At 68.3% G+C, this 23,209-nt stretch carries 25 protein-coding genes; 12 read left to right on the top strand and 13 right to left on the bottom strand.

The features are described from left to right. Window positions 1-39 precede the first annotated feature (39 nt). Window positions 40-1,203: an alkaline phosphatase family protein gene (locus tag ACFXHE_RS25225; RefSeq protein WP_379386789.1), complete on the bottom strand. Its 1,164-nt coding sequence runs from the start codon at window positions 1,201-1,203 to the stop codon at window positions 40-42. Between the two features lie 244 nt (window positions 1,204-1,447). Between ACFXHE_RS25225 and coaD the strand changes: the two genes are divergently transcribed. Beyond that, on the top strand, window positions 1,448-1,933 hold the full coding sequence (coaD, locus tag ACFXHE_RS25220; protein WP_379386787.1) for a pantetheine-phosphate adenylyltransferase: 486 nt from the start codon (window positions 1,448-1,450) through the stop codon (window positions 1,931-1,933). A gap of 73 nt (window positions 1,934-2,006) precedes the next feature. Here coaD and ACFXHE_RS25215 read toward each other — a convergent pair whose 3' ends face one another. Both ACFXHE_RS25215 and ACFXHE_RS25210 read right to left on the bottom strand, forming a co-directional pair. After that, window positions 2,007-3,080: a hypothetical protein gene (locus tag ACFXHE_RS25215; RefSeq protein ID WP_379386785.1), complete on the bottom strand. Its 1,074-nt coding sequence runs from the start codon at window positions 3,078-3,080 to the stop codon at window positions 2,007-2,009. Between the two features lie 222 nt (window positions 3,081-3,302). Next, complete coding sequence (locus ACFXHE_RS25210) at window positions 3,303-3,860, bottom strand: GtrA family protein (RefSeq protein WP_379386784.1); 558 nt, start codon at window positions 3,858-3,860, stop codon at window positions 3,303-3,305. A 265-nt stretch (window positions 3,861-4,125) separates the two neighbouring features. Here ACFXHE_RS25210 and ACFXHE_RS25205 point away from each other — a divergent pair, with 265 nt between their 5' ends. The 6 genes from ACFXHE_RS25205 (at window position 4,126) to ACFXHE_RS25180 (ending at window position 8,167) form a co-directional block, all read left to right on the top strand. Continuing rightward, window positions 4,126-4,872: a DivIVA domain-containing protein gene (locus ACFXHE_RS25205; protein ID WP_379386782.1), complete on the top strand. Its 747-nt coding sequence runs from the start codon at window positions 4,126-4,128 to the stop codon at window positions 4,870-4,872. A 102-nt stretch (window positions 4,873-4,974) separates the two neighbouring features. Then, window positions 4,975-5,637 carry a YceD family protein gene (locus tag ACFXHE_RS25200; protein WP_379386781.1) on the top strand — a complete coding sequence of 221 codons (663 nt, stop codon included), beginning with the start codon at window positions 4,975-4,977 and terminating at the stop codon, window positions 5,635-5,637. A gap of 2 nt (window positions 5,638-5,639) precedes the next feature. After that, window positions 5,640-5,822 (top strand): 50S ribosomal protein L32, encoded by a 183-nt coding sequence (rpmF, locus tag ACFXHE_RS25195; RefSeq protein WP_040859971.1) that lies wholly within the window; start codon window positions 5,640-5,642, stop codon window positions 5,820-5,822. A gap of 16 nt (window positions 5,823-5,838) precedes the next feature. Beyond that, complete coding sequence (gene rnc, locus ACFXHE_RS25190; protein WP_379386779.1) at window positions 5,839-6,609, top strand: ribonuclease III; 771 nt, start codon at window positions 5,839-5,841, stop codon at window positions 6,607-6,609. After that, the gene (mutM, locus tag ACFXHE_RS25185; RefSeq protein ID WP_379386777.1) at window positions 6,610-7,467 is read left to right on the top strand and encodes a bifunctional DNA-formamidopyrimidine glycosylase/DNA-(apurinic or apyrimidinic site) lyase; all 858 of its coding nucleotides are present in this window, start codon (window positions 6,610-6,612) and stop codon (window positions 7,465-7,467) included. 118 nt (window positions 7,468-7,585) lie between these two features. After that, window positions 7,586-8,167: a dihydrofolate reductase family protein gene (locus tag ACFXHE_RS25180; protein ID WP_379386775.1), complete on the top strand. Its 582-nt coding sequence runs from the start codon at window positions 7,586-7,588 to the stop codon at window positions 8,165-8,167. A 6-nt stretch (window positions 8,168-8,173) separates the two neighbouring features. Here ACFXHE_RS25180 and ACFXHE_RS25175 read toward each other — a convergent pair whose 3' ends face one another. Then, window positions 8,174-8,476: a LuxR C-terminal-related transcriptional regulator gene (locus tag ACFXHE_RS25175; RefSeq protein WP_379386773.1), complete on the bottom strand. Its 303-nt coding sequence runs from the start codon at window positions 8,474-8,476 to the stop codon at window positions 8,174-8,176. 10 nt (window positions 8,477-8,486) lie between these two features. On the opposite strand from ACFXHE_RS25175, the gene ACFXHE_RS25170 reads away from it, so the two are divergent. After that, window positions 8,487-9,086 (top strand): hypothetical protein, encoded by a 600-nt coding sequence (locus tag ACFXHE_RS25170; protein WP_379386772.1) that lies wholly within the window; start codon window positions 8,487-8,489, stop codon window positions 9,084-9,086. Window positions 9,087-9,093: 7 nt separating this feature from the next. On the opposite strand, the gene ACFXHE_RS25165 is transcribed toward ACFXHE_RS25170, so the two are convergent. The 6 genes from ACFXHE_RS25165 to ACFXHE_RS25140 all read right to left on the bottom strand — a co-directional run bounded on the left by ACFXHE_RS25165 (window position 9,094) and on the right by ACFXHE_RS25140 (window position 13,549). Beyond that, window positions 9,094-9,546, bottom strand: a complete 453-nt coding sequence (locus tag ACFXHE_RS25165) for a DUF350 domain-containing protein (RefSeq protein WP_379386770.1) — start codon at window positions 9,544-9,546, stop codon at window positions 9,094-9,096. 54 nt (window positions 9,547-9,600) lie between these two features. After that, the gene (locus ACFXHE_RS25160) at window positions 9,601-10,764 is read right to left on the bottom strand and encodes a glutathionylspermidine synthase family protein (protein WP_379386768.1); all 1,164 of its coding nucleotides are present in this window, start codon (window positions 10,762-10,764) and stop codon (window positions 9,601-9,603) included. Next, window positions 10,764-12,053, bottom strand: coding sequence for a hypothetical protein (locus ACFXHE_RS25155; protein ID WP_379386766.1), 1,290 nt, complete (start codon window positions 12,051-12,053; stop codon window positions 10,764-10,766). Before ACFXHE_RS25155 ends, ACFXHE_RS25160 begins: the two co-directional genes overlap by 1 nt. Before the next feature lie 27 nt (window positions 12,054-12,080). Continuing rightward, entirely contained in the window at window positions 12,081-12,362 is a 282-nt protein-coding gene (locus ACFXHE_RS25150) for an acylphosphatase (RefSeq protein ID WP_379386764.1), read from the bottom strand. Beyond that, entirely contained in the window at window positions 12,359-12,823 is a 465-nt protein-coding gene (locus ACFXHE_RS25145) for an OsmC family protein (RefSeq protein WP_379386762.1), read from the bottom strand. Before ACFXHE_RS25145 ends, ACFXHE_RS25150 begins: the two co-directional genes overlap by 4 nt. A 69-nt stretch (window positions 12,824-12,892) precedes the next feature. Further along, a complete protein-coding gene (locus ACFXHE_RS25140; protein WP_379386760.1) occupies window positions 12,893-13,549 on the bottom strand; it encodes an HAD family hydrolase in 657 nt (218 codons plus the stop codon). Between the two features lie 163 nt (window positions 13,550-13,712). On the opposite strand from ACFXHE_RS25140, the gene ACFXHE_RS25135 reads away from it, so the two are divergent. Together ACFXHE_RS25135 and ACFXHE_RS25130 are read left to right on the top strand one after the other, a co-directional pair. After that, on the top strand, window positions 13,713-14,906 hold the full coding sequence (locus ACFXHE_RS25135) for a cytochrome P450 (RefSeq protein ID WP_379386758.1): 1,194 nt from the start codon (window positions 13,713-13,715) through the stop codon (window positions 14,904-14,906). Between the two features lie 114 nt (window positions 14,907-15,020). After that, the gene (locus ACFXHE_RS25130) at window positions 15,021-16,634 is read left to right on the top strand and encodes an alkaline phosphatase family protein (protein ID WP_379386897.1); all 1,614 of its coding nucleotides are present in this window, start codon (window positions 15,021-15,023) and stop codon (window positions 16,632-16,634) included. Window positions 16,635-16,719: 85 nt separating this feature from the next. Here ACFXHE_RS25130 and ACFXHE_RS25125 read toward each other — a convergent pair whose 3' ends face one another. Genes ACFXHE_RS25125 through ACFXHE_RS25115 form a run of 3 tightly spaced genes read right to left on the bottom strand, consistent with a single transcriptional unit; the run spans window position 16,720 to window position 20,083 of the window. After that, window positions 16,720-17,421: a response regulator gene (locus ACFXHE_RS25125; RefSeq protein WP_354837780.1), complete on the bottom strand. Its 702-nt coding sequence runs from the start codon at window positions 17,419-17,421 to the stop codon at window positions 16,720-16,722. Next, window positions 17,418-19,934, bottom strand: coding sequence for an ATP-binding protein (locus ACFXHE_RS25120; protein WP_379386756.1), 2,517 nt, complete (start codon window positions 19,932-19,934; stop codon window positions 17,418-17,420). Before ACFXHE_RS25120 ends, ACFXHE_RS25125 begins: the two co-directional genes overlap by 4 nt. Then, complete coding sequence (locus ACFXHE_RS25115) at window positions 19,931-20,083, bottom strand: hypothetical protein (protein WP_379386754.1); 153 nt, start codon at window positions 20,081-20,083, stop codon at window positions 19,931-19,933. Before ACFXHE_RS25115 ends, ACFXHE_RS25120 begins: the two co-directional genes overlap by 4 nt. Window positions 20,084-20,528: 445 nt before the next feature. Between ACFXHE_RS25115 and ACFXHE_RS25110 the strand changes: the two genes are divergently transcribed. Beyond that, on the top strand, window positions 20,529-21,194 hold the full coding sequence (locus ACFXHE_RS25110; protein WP_379386752.1) for a hypothetical protein: 666 nt from the start codon (window positions 20,529-20,531) through the stop codon (window positions 21,192-21,194). 78 nt (window positions 21,195-21,272) lie between these two features. Further along, window positions 21,273-23,015, top strand: coding sequence for a protein kinase (locus ACFXHE_RS25105; RefSeq protein WP_379386750.1), 1,743 nt, complete (start codon window positions 21,273-21,275; stop codon window positions 23,013-23,015). Window positions 23,016-23,209 lie beyond the last annotated feature (194 nt).

Here is a 23,209-nt window from a genome sequence, read left to right as displayed (position 1 = left end):
CGCGAACACGGCGGGCATCGTCACAAAGGTCCGAGAACGTCAGTTCTGGAACAGGTCCTTCACCGACTCCGGGGCCTTGTACTGGCAGGTGTTGGCCAGACAGCCCAGGTCCCACAGCTGCTCGATGGCCGACAGCACCGAGTAGTGGTCCGAGACCTCGGTCGAAACCTTGTGGTGCGGCTGAGGCTTGCCCTGCTCGCCCTTTTCCTTGTGCACCTTGTCGGAGTTGATCACCAGCAGCGGGGCGTCGCCGCCACCGAGCACGGTGCCGTTGGCGCCGACCGGGCTGCCCGGGCCGCCGGAGAAGCCGGAGTAGTCGTTCTCGTCCCAGGCGATCACGATGCTGGAGCGGGTCTTCTTCCAGACCTCCGAGTTCGTGATCTTGGTGACGGTGTCCTTCAGGTAGTCGTCACCCAGGTGGATCGGGCCGTGCGCCACACCGGAAGCCGGCTCCTCACAGGTCGGCTTGTTGATCAGCGTCGCAGCCGCGTGGGAGAGGCCGTGCATGTCCGAGCACTGGTCGGGGCTGATCCAGGTGAAGGCCGGCACGTTGCCGCTCTTCAAGTCGGCGTCGAAGTTGTCCTCGAACGGCACGACCTTCTGCAGGCGGGCGTTGCCGGGGGAGTTGACGTCCGAGAAGTACATGAACGGGTTGTGCTTCTGGGCGTACAGCTTGACCGTGGTGCCGTTGACATTGCCCGGCGCGAACTCGCCCTGGAAGCCGGCCGACGGCATGCCGCCCATGTAGGCCTTCCAGGACTTGCCCTTGCCCTCGAGCTCGTCGACCAGGTTCTTGCCGGCGAACATGTGCGGCTTGGCGGTCGCGCTGGCGATCTGCGCCGGGGTCAGCGCGGCGCCGGAGGTGCCGTCGCCGGAGTTCGGGACGAATTCCTCGGGGGCGCAGGTGGAGTCGGCGCCGGCCTTGCAGTCGTCCCAGATGCCCTGGAAGTCGCCCGAGAACATGGAGAGATAGTTCGGCAGACTCGGGTGGGTCACACCGTGGAAACCGGTGGACACGCCGTTGTCGTTGGCCAGCTGGTTGATGAACGGCGCGTCGGCGGTGTTGCCGAGGATGTCGTCGTCCCCCTGGTTCTCCATCATGATGTAGAAGATGTGTTCCGGCGCCGCCCCTTGGCCGTTCCCCGGATCGGCCGACGCGGACGCGCCCACCAGGCCGCTGAACGCGCTCACCGTCGCAGCCACGGTGACTGCGATCTTCCGACCCAACGATGCCCTTGCCATATGTGTGTACTTCCTTCATCGAGCGAGATTGCCGATGCAGCTTCGCAATCGGGTCAGGAAACGATCAACGCGAGCAAACCGAACAGTACGCGAACGGGGGGCAAGCAGATGCTAGGTTGTGGAACCATAGCTGACCAGGCATAACTTGGCAGCGGAGGTCGGACCGGGCTGCGGCAGCCCCGCCGACATGCGGTAGCGTTCGGCCATGGCTGGAGCACTGTGCCCCGGGTCGTTCGACCCCGTGACCAATGGACATCTCGACGTGATCGCCCGCGCCGCCGGGCAATTCGACGAGGTCGTCGTGACCGTCGTGGTGAACCCCAACAAACAGGGCATGTTCACCGTCGAGGAGCGGATGGACCTGATCCGCGAGGTCACCGCCCACCTGCCCAATGTGCGGGTGGAATCCTGGCGCGGCCTGCTGGTTGACTTCGCCAAACAGCAGGGCATCACCGCCATCGTCAAGGGCCTGCGCGATGCCACCGACTTCGGCTACGAGCTCCAGATGGCCCAGATGAACCGCAAGCTCACCGGTGTCGACACCTACTTCATCGCCACCAACCCGGCCTACGGCTTCGTCTCCAGCTCCCTGGTCAAGGAGGTCGCCGCCTACGGTGGTGACGTCGCCGACCTGCTCCCGCCGATCGTCCACAAGCGCCTGCTCGCCCGCATCGCCGAACGCCGGGCCTGATCGCCACCGCAGGGGCGCAACCCCTTCCGCCCCTGCGGAATCCGGCCCGATTCAGAGTGCGCGAACGGCGATATCAAAGTGCGCGGATCGTCAGGCCGCGCGGTTCGGGCGCCGGGGCCGGCTCGATCCGGCCGTCCGGGCGGCGTCGGCGGGTGGCCAGAGCGGACCGCAGGTGCCGGGCCGGCCGCCCCCTGACCAGGTCGTCCCAGGTCCAGCGGACCACGTCGAAACCGAGGGCGCGCAGATAGGTTTCGCGGGTCCGCTCGCGCTGCACGGCGGCCGCGAGGTCCTGACCCGGCCGCAGCAGCCGGCCGTACTCGGTGGGCCCGTCGAATTCACAGAGGACACCGGCGGATTCGTAGTAGAAGTCGACCCGGCCGACGAACCGGCCGTCCGGAGTCAGCACATTGCCCTGCGATCGGGGCAGCGGTAGCGCGTGCTGCTGGATCATGGTGCGGCTGAGGGACTCGCCGATGCTCCGACTACGGCCGTCGAGCATCGCGATCACCTGCTTCGCCTGGCCGATCCCGTAGCGGCCCTTGGCCCGGGCGAGCTCCTCACCCAGTTCGGCCGCTCCCAGCCCGAACATGCCCGCCAGCGCGTCGCCCGCCACGACGGCCGCGTCGAACGGCAGGGTCAGGGCCAGATCCACCACCGTCCGCGCCGGGGTGGTGACCAGCAGCCCGTCGAGCTCCGCCGCCGAATCCACCGGCGAACCATGGACTTTCGTGCACGGCCTGGTCCGGCCGCCGCCACGTCGGTTGCGGGTGACGCACACACGGTCCAGGGGAGTGCGCCACAGCGTGGTGCCATAGAGCACGGCCGCCGACTGGTGACTCACCACGGTGCCCGCCGCCATGTCCGGTAGCACGGCCCGGATCAACTGCCGATGCTGTTCGCGCCGGTCCAGTGCCGGCGCGAGCCCGTGCTGCCCAGGTCTGCGCTGCTGCCCGAGGCTCCGCCGCTGCCCGTGCCCCCGCTGCTGCCCGAGGCTCCGCTGTGCGCCGCACCCCTCGAGCAGCGCCTGCCGGGATCCGCTTGTCCCGCACCGCCGTCCGCCCCTCCCGGCCGTCCCGCCGGCGCTGGTGGCGATCGTCTCGGCCGTGGCGCCCATCGCCGCGGCGGCAGCCGTGGTCCGGGTTGTCACTCGCCCTCCCGGCGGGGCGGCTGCGGGCGCCGGTGCCGCACGCACGACCCGCAGACCCGCCCCGTCGGCCGCTGTGGTCGCGGCCCGGCCGTATCCCGCCGTCCCCCAAGGCATCCGCGCCAACGGTCCATGTCGGAACTCCTTTCGTCGTCGATGCTGTCTTGGACGCCGACAGGCCGAAAAGGGTTCCCGCACACACGGAGAACACGGAGCGGATGGGGCTCAGAACACCCAGAGCCGCAGGGTGAGGAAGCGCATGGTGCCGACCGCGGCGGTGATGCCCAGCACCGCAATGGCTTCGGTGAGGCCGCCGATGCCCGGATCGGTGACCTCGAGAATGGCCAGCCCACCCGAGGTGATGGCCAGTCCGGCCAGCGCGAGCGCGCCGCCCTCCAATTGCGCTGTGTACCAGCGCACCCGGTCGGCCGCCTGGAAGGTGAGCCGCCGGTGCATCTCGTTGGCCAGCGCGGTGCTCACGATGGAGCCGGCCAGATTGGCCAGCTGCGGGCCGCCGCCGTAGAGCGCGAGGAACAGCAGGATGTAGCCGACATTGCTGAGGCCGCCCACCAGGGCGAAGCGAATCAACTGCGCGAAGACCGCGTCGCCGCGGAGCCATACCCCGAGCCGGCCCAGCCAGCGCGAGCCCGTCGCGTGCAGGGCTTCGGTGCCGTAGGCCAGGGCCTCGGTGCCGTAGGCCAGGGCCTCGGTGCCGTAGCTATAGGTGTTCACCAGCCCGGTCACGGGCATCGTCGCCCGTTCCGGAATCTCGTGGACAGCCATCGTCTTCCCCATCCGAACACATGGGTGTCGGCCAGGCGGTCCGGAGTTCTTCCGGGCCACAGCCATTGGCCGACACGTTCTCGCCCTTCCACGGTAACACCAAGTGGAGTGGATTCCTCCACTTGTTTTTGTGGTCTGTGAAACAGGCCATGTTCCGGAAAACCAGCGACACGCCGTGTCGGACCTTGTTGACAGCGCTGAGATTGGCAGACTGGCGGAAGCGGAGAGTCTCGCCGTGAGTCCTGGCAGGAGAGTGGGGTAGCACATGTACCGGGTATTCGAAGCGCTCGACGAACTGGTGGCCATCATCGAAGAGGCCCGTGGCATCCCGCCGACCCGCAACTGCATCGTGCCGCGCGGTGAGGTGCTGGAACTACTGGACGATGTGCGCGAGGCCCTGCCCGGCGAACTCGACGACGCCCAGGACGTGCTCGATCACCGCGACAAGATCGTCACCGACGCCCGCACCGGCGCCGAGACCACGGTCAAGACCGCCAATGAGCAAGCGCACCACACCGTTACCTCCGCGCGTGACGAGGCCGACCGCATCCTCGCCGACGCCAAGGCGCACGCCGATCGCATGGTCGCCGAGGCCCGCGCCCACGCCGAGCACCTGGTCGGCTCGGCGGAGGAGGAGGCCGAGCGCACCGTCGCCGACGGCCAGAAGGAATACGACACCCTCACCGGCCGGGCCCGCGCCGAGGCCGACCGCCTGGCCGTCGCCGGACAGGCCTCCTACGACCGCTCGGTCGCCGAGGGCAAGGCCGAGCAGGACCGTCTGGTCTCGCAGACCGAGGTGGTCCGCGCCGCCCACGCCGAATCCGCCCGGCTCATCGACACCGCCCAGGCCGACTCCGACCGCCTCCGCCAGGAATGTGACGACTACGTCGACGGCAAGCTCGCCGACTTCGAGGAAACCCTGCACAACACGCTGCGCATCCTCGGCCGCGGCCGCCACCAGGTCCGCCCCGGCTCCAGCGTCCCGGATTACGCCTCGGAATTCCGCCGCTGATCGCTGATCGTTTCGCCCCGCTTGCTCATTTGGGCTGCAAGCGGGGCTTTCGGTATTGTTGGGTGGTTGCCCATTCCACACCTAAGGTGAGTGAGTTCGTAGATGCCTGCCGATTCCGGTAAAGCTTCGCGTCATCGTCATCAGATGACCGACGCGGGCTTCGTGCTGGACGTACGCAGTCTCGGACGCGCGCCGGGGTCGATGAAGGAACGGCATCGGAGCTTCACCACCGACTCGCGGATCGGGCTCGACCTGATCGCCATCCCCGCCGGTGCGCAGATCGAAATGGATCTGACGCTGCAGTCGGTCTCCGAGGGCGTGCTCGTCATGGGCACGGTGACCGCTCCCATCGAGGGTGAATGCTCGCGCTGCCTCGAATCCTTCACCGACGAGATCGAGTTGCAGCTCACCGAGCTGTTCGCCTACCCGGACAGCGCCACCGAGCAGACCACCGAGGAAGACGAGATCCACCGTCTCGTCGACGACATGATCGACCTCGAGCCGGTCGTCGTCGACGCCGTCGGCCTGGAGCTGCCGTTGCAGCCGCTGTGTGAGCCGGACTGCGCCGGATTGTGCCCGGAATGCGGTGTCAGGATGGCGATTGCGGGTTCCGGCCACGGTCATGAGATACTTGACCCTCGCTGGGCCGGGCTCGCCAAGTTCAACGCTGAGTCCCCCGATACGGACACCGTGTCGGACCCATCAACCGATTCCACCCTTGCGGGACACAACGGTGCCGCAAGTATGAAGACAGAGGAGAGCTAGTCGTGGCCGTTCCGAAGCGCCGGATGTCCCGTGCCAACACCCACGCGCGTCGCAGCCAGTGGAAGGCCGCCGCGCCGACCCTGATCACCTGCCCGAACCGCGCCTGCGGCCAGAAGACCCTGCCGCACATCGCGTGCCCGAGCTGCGGCACCTACAAGGGCCGTCAGGTCACCTCCGCGATCTGATTCGCGTTCAGCGACCGTGACCGCCAGCAAGGATGCGGCGGATATTCCCGCCGTAGGTGATGCAGCCGACCATGCCAGTCTGCTCGAGGCACTCGGCGTGGACGTACAACCGGAGCTTTTGCGCCTAGCGCTGACGCACCGGTCGTACGCCTACGAGAACGGTGGCTTGCCGACCAACGAGCGCCTGGAATTTCTGGGCGATTCGGTGCTCGGCCTGAGCATCACCGAGCGTCTCTATCTGGAGCACCCGGACAAGTCCGAGGGCGAGCTGGCGAAGCTGCGCGCGAGCGTGGTGAACATGCACGCGCTGGCCGAGGTGGCCCGCTGCCTCGGTGAGGGCGGTCTCGGCCGCCATCTCCTTCTCGGTAAGGGCGAGGAGCTCACCGGTGGCCGCGACAAGCCGAGCATCCTGGCCGACGGCATGGAGTCGCTGCTGGGTGCGGTGCACCTGCAGCACGGCATCGATGTGGCACGCACCGTCGTGCTGCGGCTGTTCGCCGAACTGCTCGAGCGCGGTCCCCGCATGGGGGCCGGGCTCGACTGGAAGACCAGCCTGCAGGAGCTGACGGCCGAGCGCGGCATCGGCGTGCCCAGTTACGAGATCACCTCCACCGGGCCCGACCACGACAAGGAGTTCACCGCCACGGCGGTGATCGGTGGTCAGGGTTACGGCCAGGGGGTGGGCCGCTCCAAGAAGGAAGCGGAACAGAAGGCCGCGGGCGCGGCCTACCAGGCGTTGAACGCCGAGAACGCGCCCGAGGGTTCGGCCGACGGCTCGAAGAGCTAGATGCCCGAACTTCCCGAGGTCGAAGTCGTCCGGCGCGGGCTCACCGAGCATCTGGTGGGCCGCGTCCTGGACCGGGTGACGGTCAAGCATCCGCGTTCGGTGCGCCGGCACGAGCTGGGCGGGGACGATCTCGCCGCCCGATTGACCGGTCTGCGCGTAGAGAACGCGCAGCGGCGGGGCAAATTCCTGTGGCTCACCTTCGACGAGCCCGACACGTCTCTGGTCGTGCATCTCGGCATGTCCGGGCAGATGCTGGTGCAGCCCGCGACCGCGCCGCTGGAAAAGCACGCGCACATCATCGCCGCCCTCGACGACGGGAACGAACTACGGTTCGTGGACCAGCGCACCTTCGGCGGCTGGATGCTCTCGGATCTGGTCGAGGTGGACGGGACCTGGGTGCCCGAGTCCGCCGCGCACATCGCGCGCGACCCGCTGGATCCGCTCTTCGACGCCGATGCCGTGGTGAAGACCCTGCGCGGCAAGCAGTCCGAGGTCAAGCGGCTGCTGCTGGATCAGACCGTGGTGTCCGGGGTCGGCAATATCTATGCCGACGAAGCGCTGTGGCGGGCCAAGATCCACGGTGAGCGCTCGGCGGCCAAGCTGACCGGGCCCGCGCTGCACACGCTGCTCGGCGAGACGCGGAACGTCATGGACGAGGCGCTGCGGGCCGGCGGCACCTCCTTCGACGCCCTCTACGTGAACGTCAACGGCCAGTCCGGGTACTTCGAGCGGTCGCTCAATGCCTATGGGCGCGAGGATGAGCCGTGCCGGCGCTGTGGTGCGATCATGCGCCGGGAGAAGTTCATGAACCGTTCGTCTTTCTCCTGCCCTCGCTGCCAACCCCGCCCGCGCGGCTGAGACCAGCGGGTATTCTTCGCGTCAAGGTCATTCCAGTGTGGCCGAGCCTCCCTATCCCGTCTGTCGAGGCGCTACCTTTTTCACTAGCGGCATATGTTGTGCCGGCTGGAGGAAACAAATGCGCAAACTGACCTACTACGTCGCGGCCACCATCGACGGATTCATCGCCACCGATGCGGGCTCGGTCGACTTCTTCCCGGTCGGAGGTGACCACGGGCCCGCGATCATCGCGCAGTATCCCGAGACCCTCCCGACCAAGGTTCGTCAGGTGCAGGGCCTCGACAAAACCTGCCAGAACTTCGACACCGTGATCATGGGCCGCAAGACGCACGATTTCGGCGTCCGGACCGGCACTTCCAGCCCGTACGCCCATCTGCGGCAGTTCGTGGTGTCCACCACGCTGCCGGAGAATCCCGCCCCCGATGTGGAATTGATCGCCGAGAACCCGATCGAGCGGGTGCGCGAGCTCAAGCGCGAGAAGGGGCTCGGCATCTGGCTGTGCGGCGGCGGTGAGCTCGCCCAGACCCTGCTGCCCGAGATCGACCAGGTGTTCCTGAAGCTCTACCCGATGGTGCTGGGCCACGGCCGCCCGCTGTTCGGCACGGCCGGTCACCTGCCCGAACCCGCCCGGTTCCGGGTGCTCACCAGCCGCGTCTTCGAGGACGGCGTGGCCTTCATCAAGTACAGCCGGGTGCGCTGACCGCCGCTATGCCAGGTCGTGGTCGAGCGCGTAGATCGCGGCCTGGGTCCGATCCCGGACGCCCAGCCGCGTCAGGATGTTCGAGACGTGGTTCTTCACCGTGCCCTCGCTGACATACAGGGCGCGAGCGATCTCCCGGTTGGATGCGCCCCCGATCGAGAACATCACGAGCTCGGCCGGCCGCGCGGTGCCGGTGCGGTCGTCTGCGTGCAGCGCGACGGCGGTGGCCACCACGCCGAGGATCGTCGCCGCCACCCCGATCGCGGCTCGGCGGCCCAGCGTCACAAAGGCTTCGAACGGCAACAGCACGAACAAGACCTTGGCATTGCCCGAAACGTCGGCAGCCGCCGCCACCGCGAACAGCGCCGGTGTGGTGTGTGGTGCGGCCACCGCACTCGCTGGTGTCCTGGAAACCATTGCCGGGCAGAAGTTTCCGGTCACCGAGGTGCTCAACGGCGGGGCGGTGCCGTTCGGGATCGCGTTCGCGGCGGGGCTCTACCTGGCGCAGTACGAGCGGATGGGGCGGTTCGGCGGGTGGGCGTTCGCGGTGCACTTCCTGAGCTTCGGATACTTCGCGGGCATCGCGTTCACCATGAACTTCGTCCTGGTGCACCTGGATCCGGCGGTGGTCGGCCACCTGCTCGACGGGCCCGCGCGCTGGGCGTTTCTCGCCACAGCGGCGCTCACCCTGCTCGGGACCTGGCTGTTCTCGGCGGCACTGTGGCTTGTGCGCGTGGTCCCGCCCTTCGCTGTCGGGTGCTACGCCGCCGGACTGACGGCGCTGTCGCTGACGTTCCTACTGCCCGCGCCGATCGTGCGGGTGGGCCATGTGTTCGTGGGCGCCGGCACGATCTGGCTGGCCACGTGGCTGCGGGCGGCGGCCGGGCGCGCCGCGGACCAGCTGCCGCAGTACAGCTAGCCGGGCCTCAGAGGATCGCGACCGCCACCACCAGGCCGATGGCGATGTGCGCGGCGGACACCACCACGGACTCGGTGCTGAACTCCGGATTCTTCAGCACCGTACCGATATCGATGCCGAGCACGAATTCCAGGCTGCGCATCGCGATCACCTGGGCCACGATGCCGACCAGTCCGTAGATCGTGGTGGCGATCAGGCCCTCGGCCAGCTTGCCCGCCTGCGCGTAGATGGCCAGCACCACGATGAACGCCGTGCTGAGCATGGCCGCGGAGCTGACGATCACGGCGTTCGGCAGCCCGCGCGCCACCATGGCGCGCAATGGACCCGGGGTGGTCCAGTCCACGGCCTGGAAGCCGATGAGCAGCAGCACCAGGCCCAGCAGGGCGTAGCACAGGATCGCGCCGACGCCGCGGCCCAGGGAGTGCCAGTACCCGGCTTCGAGTGCGAGAGCGGTGGTCATCGGGATCCTCCGGGTCGGGGTGAATCGGGCGGTGGCTACTGCGGTGTGTGGTGGCTACTGCGGTATGCGGTGCGGGACGAAGGTGGAGCTGTCGTCGGTGATGAGGCCGACGGTCTCCCGGATACCCAGTCCCGCGGAGGTGTCGCCCACGATCCAAGCACCCAGCACCGGTCGCATGCCGTCGAATTCGGGGAGCGGGTCCAGCATTTGGTAGACGTACCCCTCGGCGCCGTAGACGCCGCCGGTGGCGGTTTCCATGCCCGCCCCGACGATGGTCATGTTCGCGCCCTCGCGGCCCAGCTTCGGCTTGCGGATGTACTCGGTCAGCTCGTGCGGGTCGTCGAGGTAGGCGGGCAGCAGGTTGGGGTGGCCGGGGTACATTTCCCACAGCACCGCCAGGATCGCCTTGTTGGACAGCAGGGACTTCCAGAGCGGTTCGATCCACATGGTTTCCGGCAGGGACTCCACCACCCGGCGGCCGAAATCGTCGTCGAGGGCCCATTCCCACGGGTAGAGCTTGAAGATGGCCTCGATGGGAGCCTCGGCCAGATCCACGAAACGGTGCAGCTCCGTGTCGAATCCGACGTCCTCGATGGGCAGGGCGACGGTGTCGAATCCGGCCTCGGCGGCGGTCTCCTGCATGTAGGCGGTGGTGACATTGTCCTCGCCGGAGGAGTCCGCGCCCGACCAGCTGAAGTGCAGCTGCGAGCCCGGCAGCGTCTCGCGCATCTCACCCCAGCGCTCGACCAGCTTCTCGTGCAGCGAATTCCACTGGTCGTCGTCCGGGTGGGTGTCGGTGAGCCAGTGCCACTGCACGATTGCCGCCTCCAGCAGGGAGGTGGGCGTATCGGCGTTGTACTCCAGCAGTTTCGCCGGGCCGCGGCCGTCGTAGCGCATGTCGAAGCGGCCGTAGATGTGCGGGTCGGAGCGGTGCCAGGACTTGGTGATGGGTTCCCAACTCCATTGCGGCAGACCGAAATCGGCGAATCGCTCGGTCAGCACCACCTGTTCGACGGCGTGCAGGCACATGGAGTGCAGCACCTCGACCTGCGCCTCCATGGCCAGGATCTCGTCCATGTCGAACTCGTAGTGCACCGACTCGTCCCAGTAGGGCCGGAGTTGCCCGTTCGGGTATTGCCCCGGCGAGCCGTAGACCAGACCCTGACTCTCGATGATCCGCTGCCAGCCCGGCCGCGGAGTGCTGCGTACCCGCCGCACTAGGAACCTCCACCGTGGATCTTCGCGCCGAGTCCGCCGCGTTGAATCGTGCTGCCGCTCTTGGTCTTCACCGTCGAACCGCTGGGCGCCGACGTGCTACCGCCGCTCGGCGCGTGCCCGATGGTGCCGGTGCCGCCGTAGTAGTAGCGATACGAGTGCCCCGCCAGGAAGAAGAAGCCCGGGTGAATCCCGCCGTCCCCGTGGTCCGTCGCATCCGAGCAGTAGTTGTCCGGAACGACGATCTCCTGATTGTCCTGTGTCGCAGTGACACTCTGCCCCTGCCCGGTGGGCACGGTCTCACCCTTGTTCGCCACCACCGTGCAATAGGCGGTCACCTCGGGTCCGTTCCACGCCGACGCCACCAGATATCCGCCACCGACCAGCGCCGCGATCCCCACCACGGCGGCACCGCCGATGAGTAGTCGCTTCTTCTTGCGCTGCTTGGCTTCCGCGGCCTCCGCCTCGGCCCGCTCCTGCGCCTCGGCCCGCTTCCGGGCCTTCTCCCGCGCCCGCGCCTCCGCGACCGTGGGCGGCCGCGGCTGGGTGATCCCCGCCTCCTGCGTGGTGATGCTGCCACGTCGCGGCGGCGCGGCCGGCTCGTCCACCGTCGCCGGCAAGGCCGGTTCCGCCGGCTCCAGCACCGGCCCGGGCAGGACGAATCCGGCGTTGCCCAGCAGCGGCCCCGGCGCGGCGGTCGGGCCACCGGCCCCCGGCCGCCCGAAAGCTCCTGGCCCACCATGGAATTCCCCCGCGAGATGATGCGGCCCGTGCTGTTCGCCGCCGTGCTCCGCCCCGAAATCCGCCGGCATCGGCAGCGTCGGCTGATGCCCGGCCGGTCGATCCGCACCGGGCTCGCCGAAACCGCCCGCGCCGCTCTGAGATTCGCCGGAGCCGGATTCGTTCGGCAGCGCGAGCGTCGGTTCGTAGCCGCCCGGACGGCCAGGGCCCGGCGCGCCGGATTGTTCGGACTTGCCGCCCGCATCTTCTGCACTGGATTCGGCGGGCAGCGCGAGAGTTGGCTCCTGGCCGCGTGGTTGACCTGGTGCGGGTACTCCGGTCGAACCAGGTGCGGAGTCCGAACCTCGCGCGGTCTCCGGTGTGAATCGGACGGTCGGGTCGGTACGGCCGATGGGCGTGGCGGTCTCGGCGTCCGGATCGCTGGGTAGCGGGTAGTGCTCGTGGCCCGGGTGGGCGGGATCGGCTGGGGCGGTATGGGATTCGGCGGGGTGTGCGGGGTCGGGGGTGGGGCGGTCCGGGTTTTCCGGACTACCGGGACGGTCTGTGGACATTGGTCGACTCCGTGGGCTCGCCGCTCGCTAGCGTTCTTCGAATCCTGTCATGTCGCCCGCGGCGGCACTCCAGTCTTCCACCACCAGGTTTACCCGACCCGGTGTAGTACCGGAACGTAGCAGGTCGAGCAGGGTTTCGCAGCGATCGCGGGGCCCTTCGGCCACGACGTGCACGCGGCCGTCGCGCTGATTGCGGGCATAGCCGGTCAGGCCCAGTTCCAGGGCGCGCGAGCGCGTCCACCAGCGGAAGCCGACTCCCTGGACCAGGCCGTGGACCCAGGCGCTGAGCCGGACCGGTTCACCGCTCATTCGTCGACGCGGAATGTCAGGTTGACGGTGGTGCCCGCCTCGAGGGTGCGGCCGACCGTGCAAACCTTGTCGACGGCGCGCTGCGCGGCGACCAGCAGGCGCTCGCGGGTTTCGGCGTCGAGTTCGCTGAGGTCGAGCTCGAACTCCTCGTTGAGCTCCGGGTACACCTCGTTCTCGCGGTCGGCGTCGCCGGAGACGTGCACGGTGGCGTCGAACGACTCGCCCAGCCGGCGCGCGAGGGTGAAGTCGGCGCTCAGGCCGGTGCAGCCCGCCAGCGCGATCTTCAGCAGCTCACCCGGGGTGAACGCGCCGGGCACGCCCGCGGACGCGATGAGCACCTCACCACCGCGGTTGTTGCGGCCGGTGTAGGCGCGGGTGCCGGTGCGTTCGGCCCACAGCTTGACCGGCTCGGCGGCCGGGTCGGTGGTGGCGGTCTGCGGTGCGGCGGTCTGTTCGGACATAAGGAAGATCCTCCCATTGGGTCACCCGGGACAACCATCTGGTTGCCGCTCGTGGGAACGCCGAGGTCGTCAGCGGAATTCCGCCATCAGCTCCGGGGTGACCTCTTTCAAGCTGTCGGCGACGTACGCCGCCAGCGCGAGGGCGTCCACGGCAGGCGGGTACTTGGGATGCGGAACGGCGATCACCGTCATGCCCGCGGCGTGGGCAGCGCGCAGGCCGTTGCTGGAATCCTCGATGGCCACACACGCGTCGGGGTCGATGCCCAGCCGCGCGGCGGCCTCCAGGTAGCCGTCGGGCGCGGGCTTGCCGCGCGCCACCTCCTCGGTCGAGACGGTGGCGGCGAACAGGTCGGTGACGCCCATGTGATCGAGCACCACGTCGATCAGCCGGCGCGGGGACGAGCTGGCCAGCCCGAGGGTGTAGATACCGGCCAGCCGGCGCACGGTGTCGACCGCGTCCGGCATGAGCGGCAGGTGGTCGCTGTAGCGGGCGGCCATCCGGGTGATGACGTCCTCGGCGACCTCGTCGGGTGTGCGGCGGCCATCGAGCAGCTCCTCGCTCAGGTACCGCGACCATTCGGCCGTGCTCATTCCCATCAACCGGTCCTGGGTGTCGGGCAGCCAGCGCCCGCGCATCTCCTCGACGTACGCGCGCCGCACCTCTTCCCAGATGGGTTCGGTGTCGATGAGCACACCGTCCATGTCGAACACGATCGCAACAGACATGTCCTCCATGGTGGTTCATCACCGTCGGGGTACCCGGCATCGGGGGCGCATGCGGCGCGTCCACTGAATGGGATCGCGGTGCGGAACCGCGCCGCCTGCTCGCGCGCGGCGTTAGCGTCCGAAGCGAAAGACGCATACCCGCAAGCGAATACCGAGGTGGGCCGTGGGCACGGTCATGGACATCTACGATCCGGAGCTCTATGTGTCCGGGCCGATCCACGAGATCTTCGCCGATCTGCGGCGCACGGACCCGGTGCACTGGCAGGAGATGCCGGGCGAACCCGGCTACTGGGCGATCCTCAAACACGCGGATGTGGCGTACGTGGCCCGCAATCCGGAACTGTTCTCCGCCGAGCGGGAGGGCGTGATCCTGGAGAACCAGCCGCCCGAACGCCTCGAGCAGACCCGCAACATGCTGCTCATGATGGATCCGCCGCGGCACACCGACTACCGCAGGCCGCTGGCCGAGCACTTCAAGGCGCGGGTCATCGGCGAGCTGGAGGACCGGGTCCGGGAGCTGACCCGGAACCTGCTCGAAAGCGTCGACGGCGACGTCGAATTCGTGCACGACGTGGCGGGCGTGCTGCCCAGCCAAGTGGTGGGCGGTCTGTTCGGGATTCCGGTCGCGGACTGGCCGAGCATCCGGCGCTGGGCCGAACAGTCCACCAGCCAGCAGGATCCGGACCTGGTCGGCGATTTCGACGTGACGGCCGAGCTCACCAATATGGCCATCTACGCCATCCAGTTCGCCATGGCGCGGCGGGCCGAGCCGCCGCAGGCGGATCTGACCTCGCTCATCCTGGGCGGGTCCTACGGTGGAAAACCCATGTCGGACCTGGAGTTCGGCAGCTTCTTCACCCAGCTGGTGACCGCGGGGAACGACACCACCAAGACCATGCTGTCCTCGGGTCTGGAACTGCTGCTGCGGCATCCCGAGCAACTCGCGGCACTGCGCGCGGATCCGGCGCTGATTCCCGGTGCGGTGGAGGAGATCCTGCGATACGCCAACCCGCTGCACTACTTCCGGCGCACCGCCACCGCCGACACCGAGATCCGCGGGGTGCCCATCAAGGCCGGGGACAAGGTGGCCATGTGGTACACCTCGGCCAATCGGGACGAGGACGTCTTCGACGACGCACAGCGGTTCGACATCCGCCGAAATCCCAACCCGCACCTGTCCTTCGGGCTGGCCCAGCACTTCTGCCTGGGCGTGCACCTGGCCCGGCTGGAGGGGCGGGTGTTCTTCGAGGAGCTGCTGACCCGCTTCCCGGGACTGGAGCAGACCGGCGAATCCCGCCGGATCCGTTCGAATCTGAACAACGGCCTCAAGACGCTGCCGCTCCGCCTGACGCGGTAAGTTCGCGCGTCCATCACCACGGCGACGCCCGGCCGTTACCCGCACCCGCGACTCTGTCGGGATCTCGGCGTACCCGTTCGGGTGGCCGGAGGTGAGGAGACGGAATTGAGTCAGGTGCGGGGACTGGGCTACCGGCTGGCGGCGGCCGGGGTCTGCGGGATGCTCGGGCTGGCGGCCGCCGGGTGCGGGAGCAGCGGAAATTCGGCGGCGCACGATCAGCATGTGCTGCTGCTGTCGATCGACGGCATGCATCAGTCGGATCTGGCCGGTTATGTGGCGGCGCACCAGGATTCGGCGCTGGCCAAGCTGGTCGCGCGCGGCGCGCAGTACACCGGCGCGCAGGTCCTGGCGCCGGCCGACTCCTTCCCGGGCACCATGGCGATGATCACCGGCGGCAGCCCCAAGACGACCGGCGTCTACTACGACGACACCTGGGCCCGGGACCTGCTCCCCGCCGGCACCAAGGACTGCGCCACCGCCAAGAAGGGTGCGCAGGTCCCGCTGACCGAAGAGATCGACAAGAACACCGACGAGCTCGACGGCGGCCAGGGCCTGACCGGTCTGCCGGACGGCATCACGGCCATGACCGGAGATCCGGGCTCGGTGCTGGATCCGGCCAAGCTGCCGGTGGATCCGGCTACCTGCAAGCCGATTTCGCCGTCCGACTACCTGAAGGTGAACACTGTCTTCTCGGTGGTGCACGACGCCGGGCAGCGCACCGCCTGGTCGGACAAGCACCCGGCGTACCAGATCATGAACGGCAAGGGCGGCCGCTCGATCGATGACCTGTTCACCCCGGAGATCGACAGCAAGTCGCCGAAAGGTGATGCCTGGACCAAGGATTCGGACCAGACCAGGCGTTACGACACCTACAAGGCCGATGCGGTCGTCAACGAGATCAATGGCAAGGACCACTCCGGCGCCCAGCAGGTCGGTGTACCCGCGGTGTTCGGCATGAACTTCCAGGCGGTGTCGGTCACCCAGAAGCTGCCTGCCTCCAAGGGCTACTCCGCCGACGGGAAACCCGGTGCGCTGCTGTCGGCTTCGCTGGATTTCGTGGACCAGCAGATCGGCCGTTTCGTCACCGCCCTGGACCGCGCGGGCCTGACCGGCACCACCACCATCGTGCTGACCGCCAAGCACGGGCAGTCGCCGATCGATCCCAACGCGCTGACCCGGGTCGACGACAAGCCGATCATCGATGCGGTGAACAAGGAGTGGGCGGCCACCCACCCCGAGACGCCGAAGCTGATCGCGCACTCCATCGACGACGCGGCCATCCTGTGGTGGCTGGCCGACCGTTCGCCCGAGGCCACCGCCTTCGCGAAGCGAAAGCTGCTGGAGGCCAGCGGAACCGGCACCGACATCAACGGCAACCCGAAGCCGTTCACCGCGTCGGGCGTGGACACCGGCCAGGTGTACGCGGGCGCGGACGCCGTGAAGTACTTCGGCGCGGATGCCGAGGACACCCGCGTGCCCGATCTCTTCGCGGGCACCAACGGCACGGTCTACACCGCCGGCAAGTCCAAGATCGCCGAGCACGGTGGCACCAGCCCCGACGACCGCCACGTCCCGCTGGTGGTCGTGGGCTCGGGCATCTCGAAGCACGATGTCCCCGACCAGGTTTCCCTCACCCAGGTCGCTCCCACCATCCTGGCCCGCCTCGGCCTGGACCCCCGCAAACTCGACGCCGTGAAATCCGAACACACGGCGACCCTGCCGAGCTAGGGGTCCATACCAGATCAGGGAGCTCTCAGCGCGGAATTCTGTCCGATACCGCGCGGTGAGAGCTCCCTGATCGCTGTCCGGGGATTTACGACTGGAAGCGGTAGCCCATGCCCGCCTCGGTGAGGAGATGTTTGGGCTGGGAGGGGTCGTCCTCGAGTTTGCGGCGCAGCTGGGCGAGATAGACACGCAGGTAATGGGTTTCGGTCGCGTAGGACGGGCCCCAGACCTCGCGCAGGAGCTCACGGCGGCCGACGAGCTTGCCGCGATTGCGGACCAGCATCTCCAGCACGCCCCACTCGGTGGGGGTCAGGTGCACGTCGTGGCCATGGCGGGTCACCTTCTTGGCCGCGAGATCGACGGTGAAGGAGGCGGTTTCGATGACCGGCTCGGCGGTGTCGGCGGTACTGGCCGAGCGGCGGACGGCGGCGCGCAGGCGGGCCAGCAGTTCGTCCATGCCGAAGGGCTTGGTGACGTAGTCGTCGGCGCCGGCGTCGAGGGCCTCCACCTTGTCGGAGGAGTCGGTGCGGGCGGAGAGCACGATGACCGGGGCGGTGGACCAGCCGCGCAGGCCGGCCAGCACCTCGATGCCGTCCATATCGGGCAGGCCGAGGTCGAGAATTATGACGTCCGGGTGCTTCTCGGCGGCCGCGCGCAGGGCCGCGGCCCCATTGGACGCGGTGGTCACCTCGTAGCCGCGGACCGACAGATTGATGCGCAGGGCGCGCAGGATCTGTGGTTCGTCGTCGACCACGAGCACTTTGATCGGCGCTGCCGCCGCGTTCGTCACCCGACCTCCTCTTCGGTGTTCGCGGGGTCGTCCCCCGCGGGCAGATCGATCACCATGGTCAAACCGCCGCCCGGGGTGGGCTCCGCGTGCACGGTGCCACCCATGGCGTCCACGAAACCGCGCACCACCGACAGGCCCAGGCCCACGCCGGTGGAGGTGTCGCGGTCGCCGAGTCGCTGGAAGGGCTCGAACAGCTGGTCCTCCAGGCCGGTCGGTACGCCCGGACCGGTATCGACCACCGTAACGGCCACCCGCGTCCCGACCTGCTCTGCTGCCACCCGCACCATCGAATCCCTGGGGGAGTAGCGGGCGGCATTGTCGATCAGATTGGCCAGGACCCGTTCCAGCAGACCGGGATCGGCGCGCACCGAGACGGTGTCGACGTCCACTTTCACCCGGTCCATGGTGGTGCGGCGCATGCCGCGGGTGCCCATGCCCATGAGCGCATGATGCACCACCTCGTCGAGGTAGACCTTGCGCACCTGCGGCTTGATCACGCCGACCGCCAGGCGCGAGGAGTCCAGCAGGTTGCCGACCAGCGCCGTCAGCTGATCCACGGATTCCTCGATGGTCTCCAGCAGTTCGGCGGTGTCCTCGGGGGAGAACTCCACATCGTCGCTGCGCAGGCTGGACACCGCCGCCTTGGCCGCGGCCAGCGGGGTGCGCAGATCATGGCTGACCGCCGAGAGCAGGGCGCGGCGCAGCTTGTCGGCCTCCATGACCGCCTGCGCGGCGCTGGCCTCCTCCTGCAGCTGCTTCTGTTGCACCAGTCCCGCCGCCTGATTCGCGACCGCGCCCAGCACCAGGCGGTCCCTGGAGGTCACAGGACGTCCTCGCAACAGCAGCCAGTGCATGTCATCGCCTGCCTCCAGAGCGGTTTCGGCGTCGCTGACCTTCGTCGGCGGCCGCTGGCCCACCGACGCGATTACCTCGTCGTCGGTGACCAGGCTGACGGCGTCCTGGCCGTAGGTCTCGCGGGCGCGTTCGAGCAGATCCGGGAGATCCGCGCCGTGCAGCACCGAGCCCGCGAACAGCGTCAGCAGCTCGGCCTGGCGAGAGGCCTTGCGCGCCTCCAGGGTTCGCTTGGCGGCCACATCCACCAGCGCCGCGACCGCGACCGCCACGAACAGCAGCACCACGATGGTGAGGAAGTTGTCGAGCTGGTCGATGGTGAGGCTGTAGCGGGGTTCGGTGAAGAACCAGTTCAGCAGGACGCCCGACAGGAGCGCCGACAGCGCCGCGGGGGCTACACCGCCGAGCAGCGCGACCGCGATGACGCCGATGAAGAACAGGGCGCTCTCACCGCTGAGGTCCAGCAGGCGATCGAGCCAGAAGTAGATGACCGCGCAGATCAGCGAGGGCACGATGAACGCGGCCGACCAGGAGCCGACCTTGCGCTCGCGCCGGGTCAGCGAGGACCAGCGGAAGCCGCCCTTGTTGGATTCCTCATGGGTCACCATGTGCACGTCGATCTTGCCCGACTCCTGCACCACGGTGGCGCCGATACCCTCGTCGAGCATGCGTGCCCAGCGTGAGCGGCGGGAGGTGCCCAGCACCAGCTGGGTGGCGTTGACCTGGCGCGCGAAATCCAGCAGCGCGGTGGGCACGTCCTCACCGGTGACGGTGTGCAGGCTGGCGTCGAGACTCGTGGCCAGGTCGCGCAGGCGGCTGAGCCGCTGCGTCGAGACCCCGGCCAACCCGTCACCGCGCACGATGTGCACCACGATCAGCTCGGCGCTGGACTTGGCGGCGATGCGGCTGGCGCGCCGCACGATGGTCTCCGATTCCGGGCCGCCGGTCACCGCCACCACGACGCGTTCGCGCGCCTCCCAGGTGGTGGTGATCTTGTGGTCGGCACGGTATTTGGCGAGCGCGGCGTCGACCTGATCGGCCAGCCACAGTAGCGCCAGCTCGCGCAGTGCGGTCAGATTGCCCGGGCGGAAGTAGTTGCGCAGCGCCGCGTCGACCTTCTCGGCGGCGTAGACATTGCCGTGGGACATGCGGCGGCGCAGGGCTTCCGGCGTGATGTCCACCAGCTCCACCTGGTCGGCGGAGCGAACCACCCAGTCCGGCACGGTTTCCCGCTGCACCACGCCCGTGATCTGCTCGACCACGTCGTTGAGGCTCTCCAGGTGCTGCACATTCACCGTCGACACCACGTCGATGCCCGCGTTCAGCAGGTCCTGTACGTCCTGCCAGCGCTTCTCGTGCTTGCTGCCCGGGACATTGGTGTGCGCCAGCTCGTCGACCAGCACCACCGCCGGATGCCGCCGCAGCACGGCGTCCACATCCAGTTCGGGCATGGTGGTGCCCCGGTACTCGATCATCCTGGGCGGGATGCGCTCGATTCCGGCCAGCAACTCGGCGGTCTTGTTGCGGCCGTGGGTCTCGACGACGGCGGCCACCACATCGCGCCCGCGCTCGAGCCGCCGATGCGCTTCGGCGAGCATCGAGAAGGTCTTGCCCACGCCGGGGGCCGCGCCGAGGTAGATGCGTAGTTGGCCGCGTTTCACTCGTCCATCATCGCGCGCGGTGCGCGGAAGCCCTGCTGTGCCGTGCGGATGGATTCGCGGGTGCCTTCGGCGGCGGCCAGGACGCGCAGTATCAGCGCGCAACCGAGGAATCCGAAGATCACCATCAGGGTGACGGCGATGTGCGGCACGGCTTCTCCTTTATCTATCGGGGGTGTGCGCCCGGGCGCACCTGCGCGCGTACGGGTTCCCACTTCATACCTCCGATGCTGGTCAGGTCGCTGATCCTGACGGTTTCTTTACGGTGGTGTCTCGCGTTGTTGACAGGATCCGAGCGGGCCCCGAAAGGCCGACCGGTACGAGATCTAGCTGGATGTCGGCGTCCAGGAGTCGATCGGTGAGCCGCTACGCGGATAGCAACAAAGTGGCAAACATTCTGCGGCATCGAAGGCGGAGACCCTTCATGTCATGCGGGAGTCACCGTGGCTCGATGCGGCCTATGGCTAAATAATGTGGTTTGCGCCACACTTTTCTGCAGGACACAGTTACTGTGTAGCTATCATTCTTGATGCGCATGTCCGATAACCAGTGGCCAGGGGAGCTGTTCCAAGTCGAATCCAGCGAGAAGGTGGTCGCATGACTCGTCGGTATGGAGAATCCAAGACCAGCGCGTCGCGACGCGCCCTGCTGCCGATCGTCGGCGCGATACCACTGGCCGTCGCGGTGACCTGCTCCATCGCCACGGGCGACGCTGCGGCGCAGCCCAGCGTCCCGGCTCCCGCGGCTGTCGAGCAGCTCTGGACGAGTCCGGTACAGCCCGGTGCGTTCGGCATCCCGGTGCCGCAGAGTGTCCCCGACACCATGCTCGATCAGGCGAAAAACGCTGCAGCCGCCACCAATGCCGCCATCGGTGGCGGCCTGCACTCGGTTGACGACAACTACTCGGACAGGGTCACCAGGCTGAACGTGGGTAGCGGTGCCGCCGGTATCGCCATCGGCGCGGTCGTGGCGGGTATACCGTGCGCGGTGGTCGGGGCGGTTCCGGGAGCGGTTATCGGGGCTGCGGTCGGTGCGATTGCCGGCGCGGTCATGGGCGGTGTCGTCATGGCCGTTCCGACCCTGGGGATGGGTGCGCCCTTGGGAGTCGCAGGCGGCGCTCTCGCGGGGGCTGTCGTCGGTGGTGTGGTGGGCGCTGTGGCCGGCGGGCTGGTGGGCGGTGTTTCCGGTGGCGTCGTGGGCGCAGCCGTCGGTTACGAGCTCGGCGCAGCCACCGGGACCGGCAACGGTTTGCAGGGTACTTAGCCTGAATTCATCGGGCTCGAAAAGACTGACCGGTACGAGATCTCGCGTGAGCAGTGGGAGAACCCTAAGCTGTCGTGCGTGAATTCCGGGCGGGCAATGGTCGACGGGCGTTTCGAGTTGATCGAACCACTCGGCAGTGGCGGCATGGGCACGGTGTGGCGCGCCTACGACATCGCGCTACACCGTGAGGTGGCGTTGAAAGAGGTGCGGGCCGAAGGCGACGCGGGCTCCGCGGAGGTGCAGCGGGAACGGGTGCTGCGCGAGGCACGCGCGCTGGCGCGCATCACGCACCCGAATGTGGTTGCCATCCACCACATCGTGGACACACCCGCCGAGAAGCATCCGTGGATCGTGATGGAACTGGTCGCGGGCGGCTCGCTCGCGGACCGGATGGACGAGGGGCCGATGTCGCCGGGACAGGCCGCCTGGGTCGGTCGCGGCATCCTGGCCGGCCTCCGCGCCGCGCACGCGGTGGGCGTCCTGCACCGCGATGTGAAACCCCCGAATGTGTTGCTGCGCACCGACGGTTCGCCCGTCCTCACCGACTTCGGCATCGCGGCAGTGAACGACCTCACCGGTCTCACCTCCACCGGCAGCGTCGTCGGCTCCCTCCCGTACGTCGCCCCCGAACGCCTCCAGGGCCACGAGGGCAACCCCGCCTCCGATCTCTGGTCCCTCGGCCTGGTCCTGTTCGCCGCCGTCGAGGGCTACCAGCCCATGCGCCGCGACACCGACGTCGCCACCCTCGCCGCTGTTCTGATGGGCGCGGTCCCACCCCCGCGCCAGGCGGGCCCGCTGACCCCGGTCCTGCAAGCCCTCCTGGTCCCCAACCCCGGCCACCGCCCGCCGGCCGACCAGGTTGACCAGATGCTCGCCCAGGTCACCCAGGACTTCACGCCGCCGTCCCAGGGCTTCCAGTCGTCGCCGCAGGACTTCACGCCGCCGCCCCATTTCCAGGGATTCACGACGGCGTCCGGACCCCAGGACGCGCCGCCGTTGCAGGGCTTCCCGGCAATGCCCCCGCCCCAAGGGTTTTCGACCGCACCGCAGCAGCAGGGCTTCCCGACCTCGCCACCGCCGACGGGATACCCGACAGCCCAGCAGCCCCACGGATTCACCGCATCCCAGCCGTTTCCGCACGGCTCGCCGAACCCCGTCCCCCCTGCGCCGCAACGCAATTCGCGCCCCTTGATCCTCGCCGGCGTCGCTGTCGTCCTGGCCGTCGCCGCGGTCGCCGCCATCGCCTTGTGGCCCTCCTCCTCCGGCGGCGGCCAAGGCCAATCGGGTCAGCCGAACATCCCCACCCAGCCCACCGGCATCCCCCTGAGCGGCATCATCCCACCCACCGTCATCGCCCCCACCACCGCCAAGGACGACGACACCACCGACCTGCTCACTCCCGACGGCGTCCGCAAGGCCGTCGCCGCCCTCGAAAAGGTCACGGGCGGCAAGCAATTCACCGAAACCACGATCTACCCGACCTACATCAGCACGGGCGCCCCGGTCCAGGGCCAGCCCAAGCTTTACGACCAGTTCTCCTACCGCAAAGGCACCGCAAAACGCGACGCCGCCGGCAGCGAGCTGACCGCCCCCACCATCGACCTCGGCTCCATCAACTGGGACCTCCTCCCCGCCCTCCTCACCGCCGCCGCCCAGCAACTCAACGTCCCCAAACCCACCAGCCGCTACATCATCGTCAACCCAGCCTGGACCTTCAACGACGACCAGCCCAGCCTGCTGGTCTACCTCTTGGACGACTACGGCGGCGCCTACCTGGCGGCCGGCCTCGACGGCACCATCGTCAAGACCTACCCCCGCTAGTAACCCCGCCGTTCAAGCCACGGTCGAGGACGGCCCGGCCAACCGGGTCCGTTCCGATGCGCCTTCTGGCGACAGCCCCGGAGAGCATTGCTCTCCGGGGCTTCTCCGCGTCCGGGTTCCGTCGAAATGCCTGGTCCTGACGGTTTCTTGATGGTTTTGGGTGGTATGTCGACGACATCTCTGCGACACGCGGG

The sequence above is a fragment of the Nocardia sp. NPDC059229 genome, from assembly GCF_042754165.1.
In the GTDB taxonomy this organism is placed as follows: domain Bacteria; phylum Actinomycetota; class Actinomycetes; order Mycobacteriales; family Mycobacteriaceae; genus Nocardia.
This window is presented reverse-complemented; position numbering and strand designations above follow the sequence as displayed.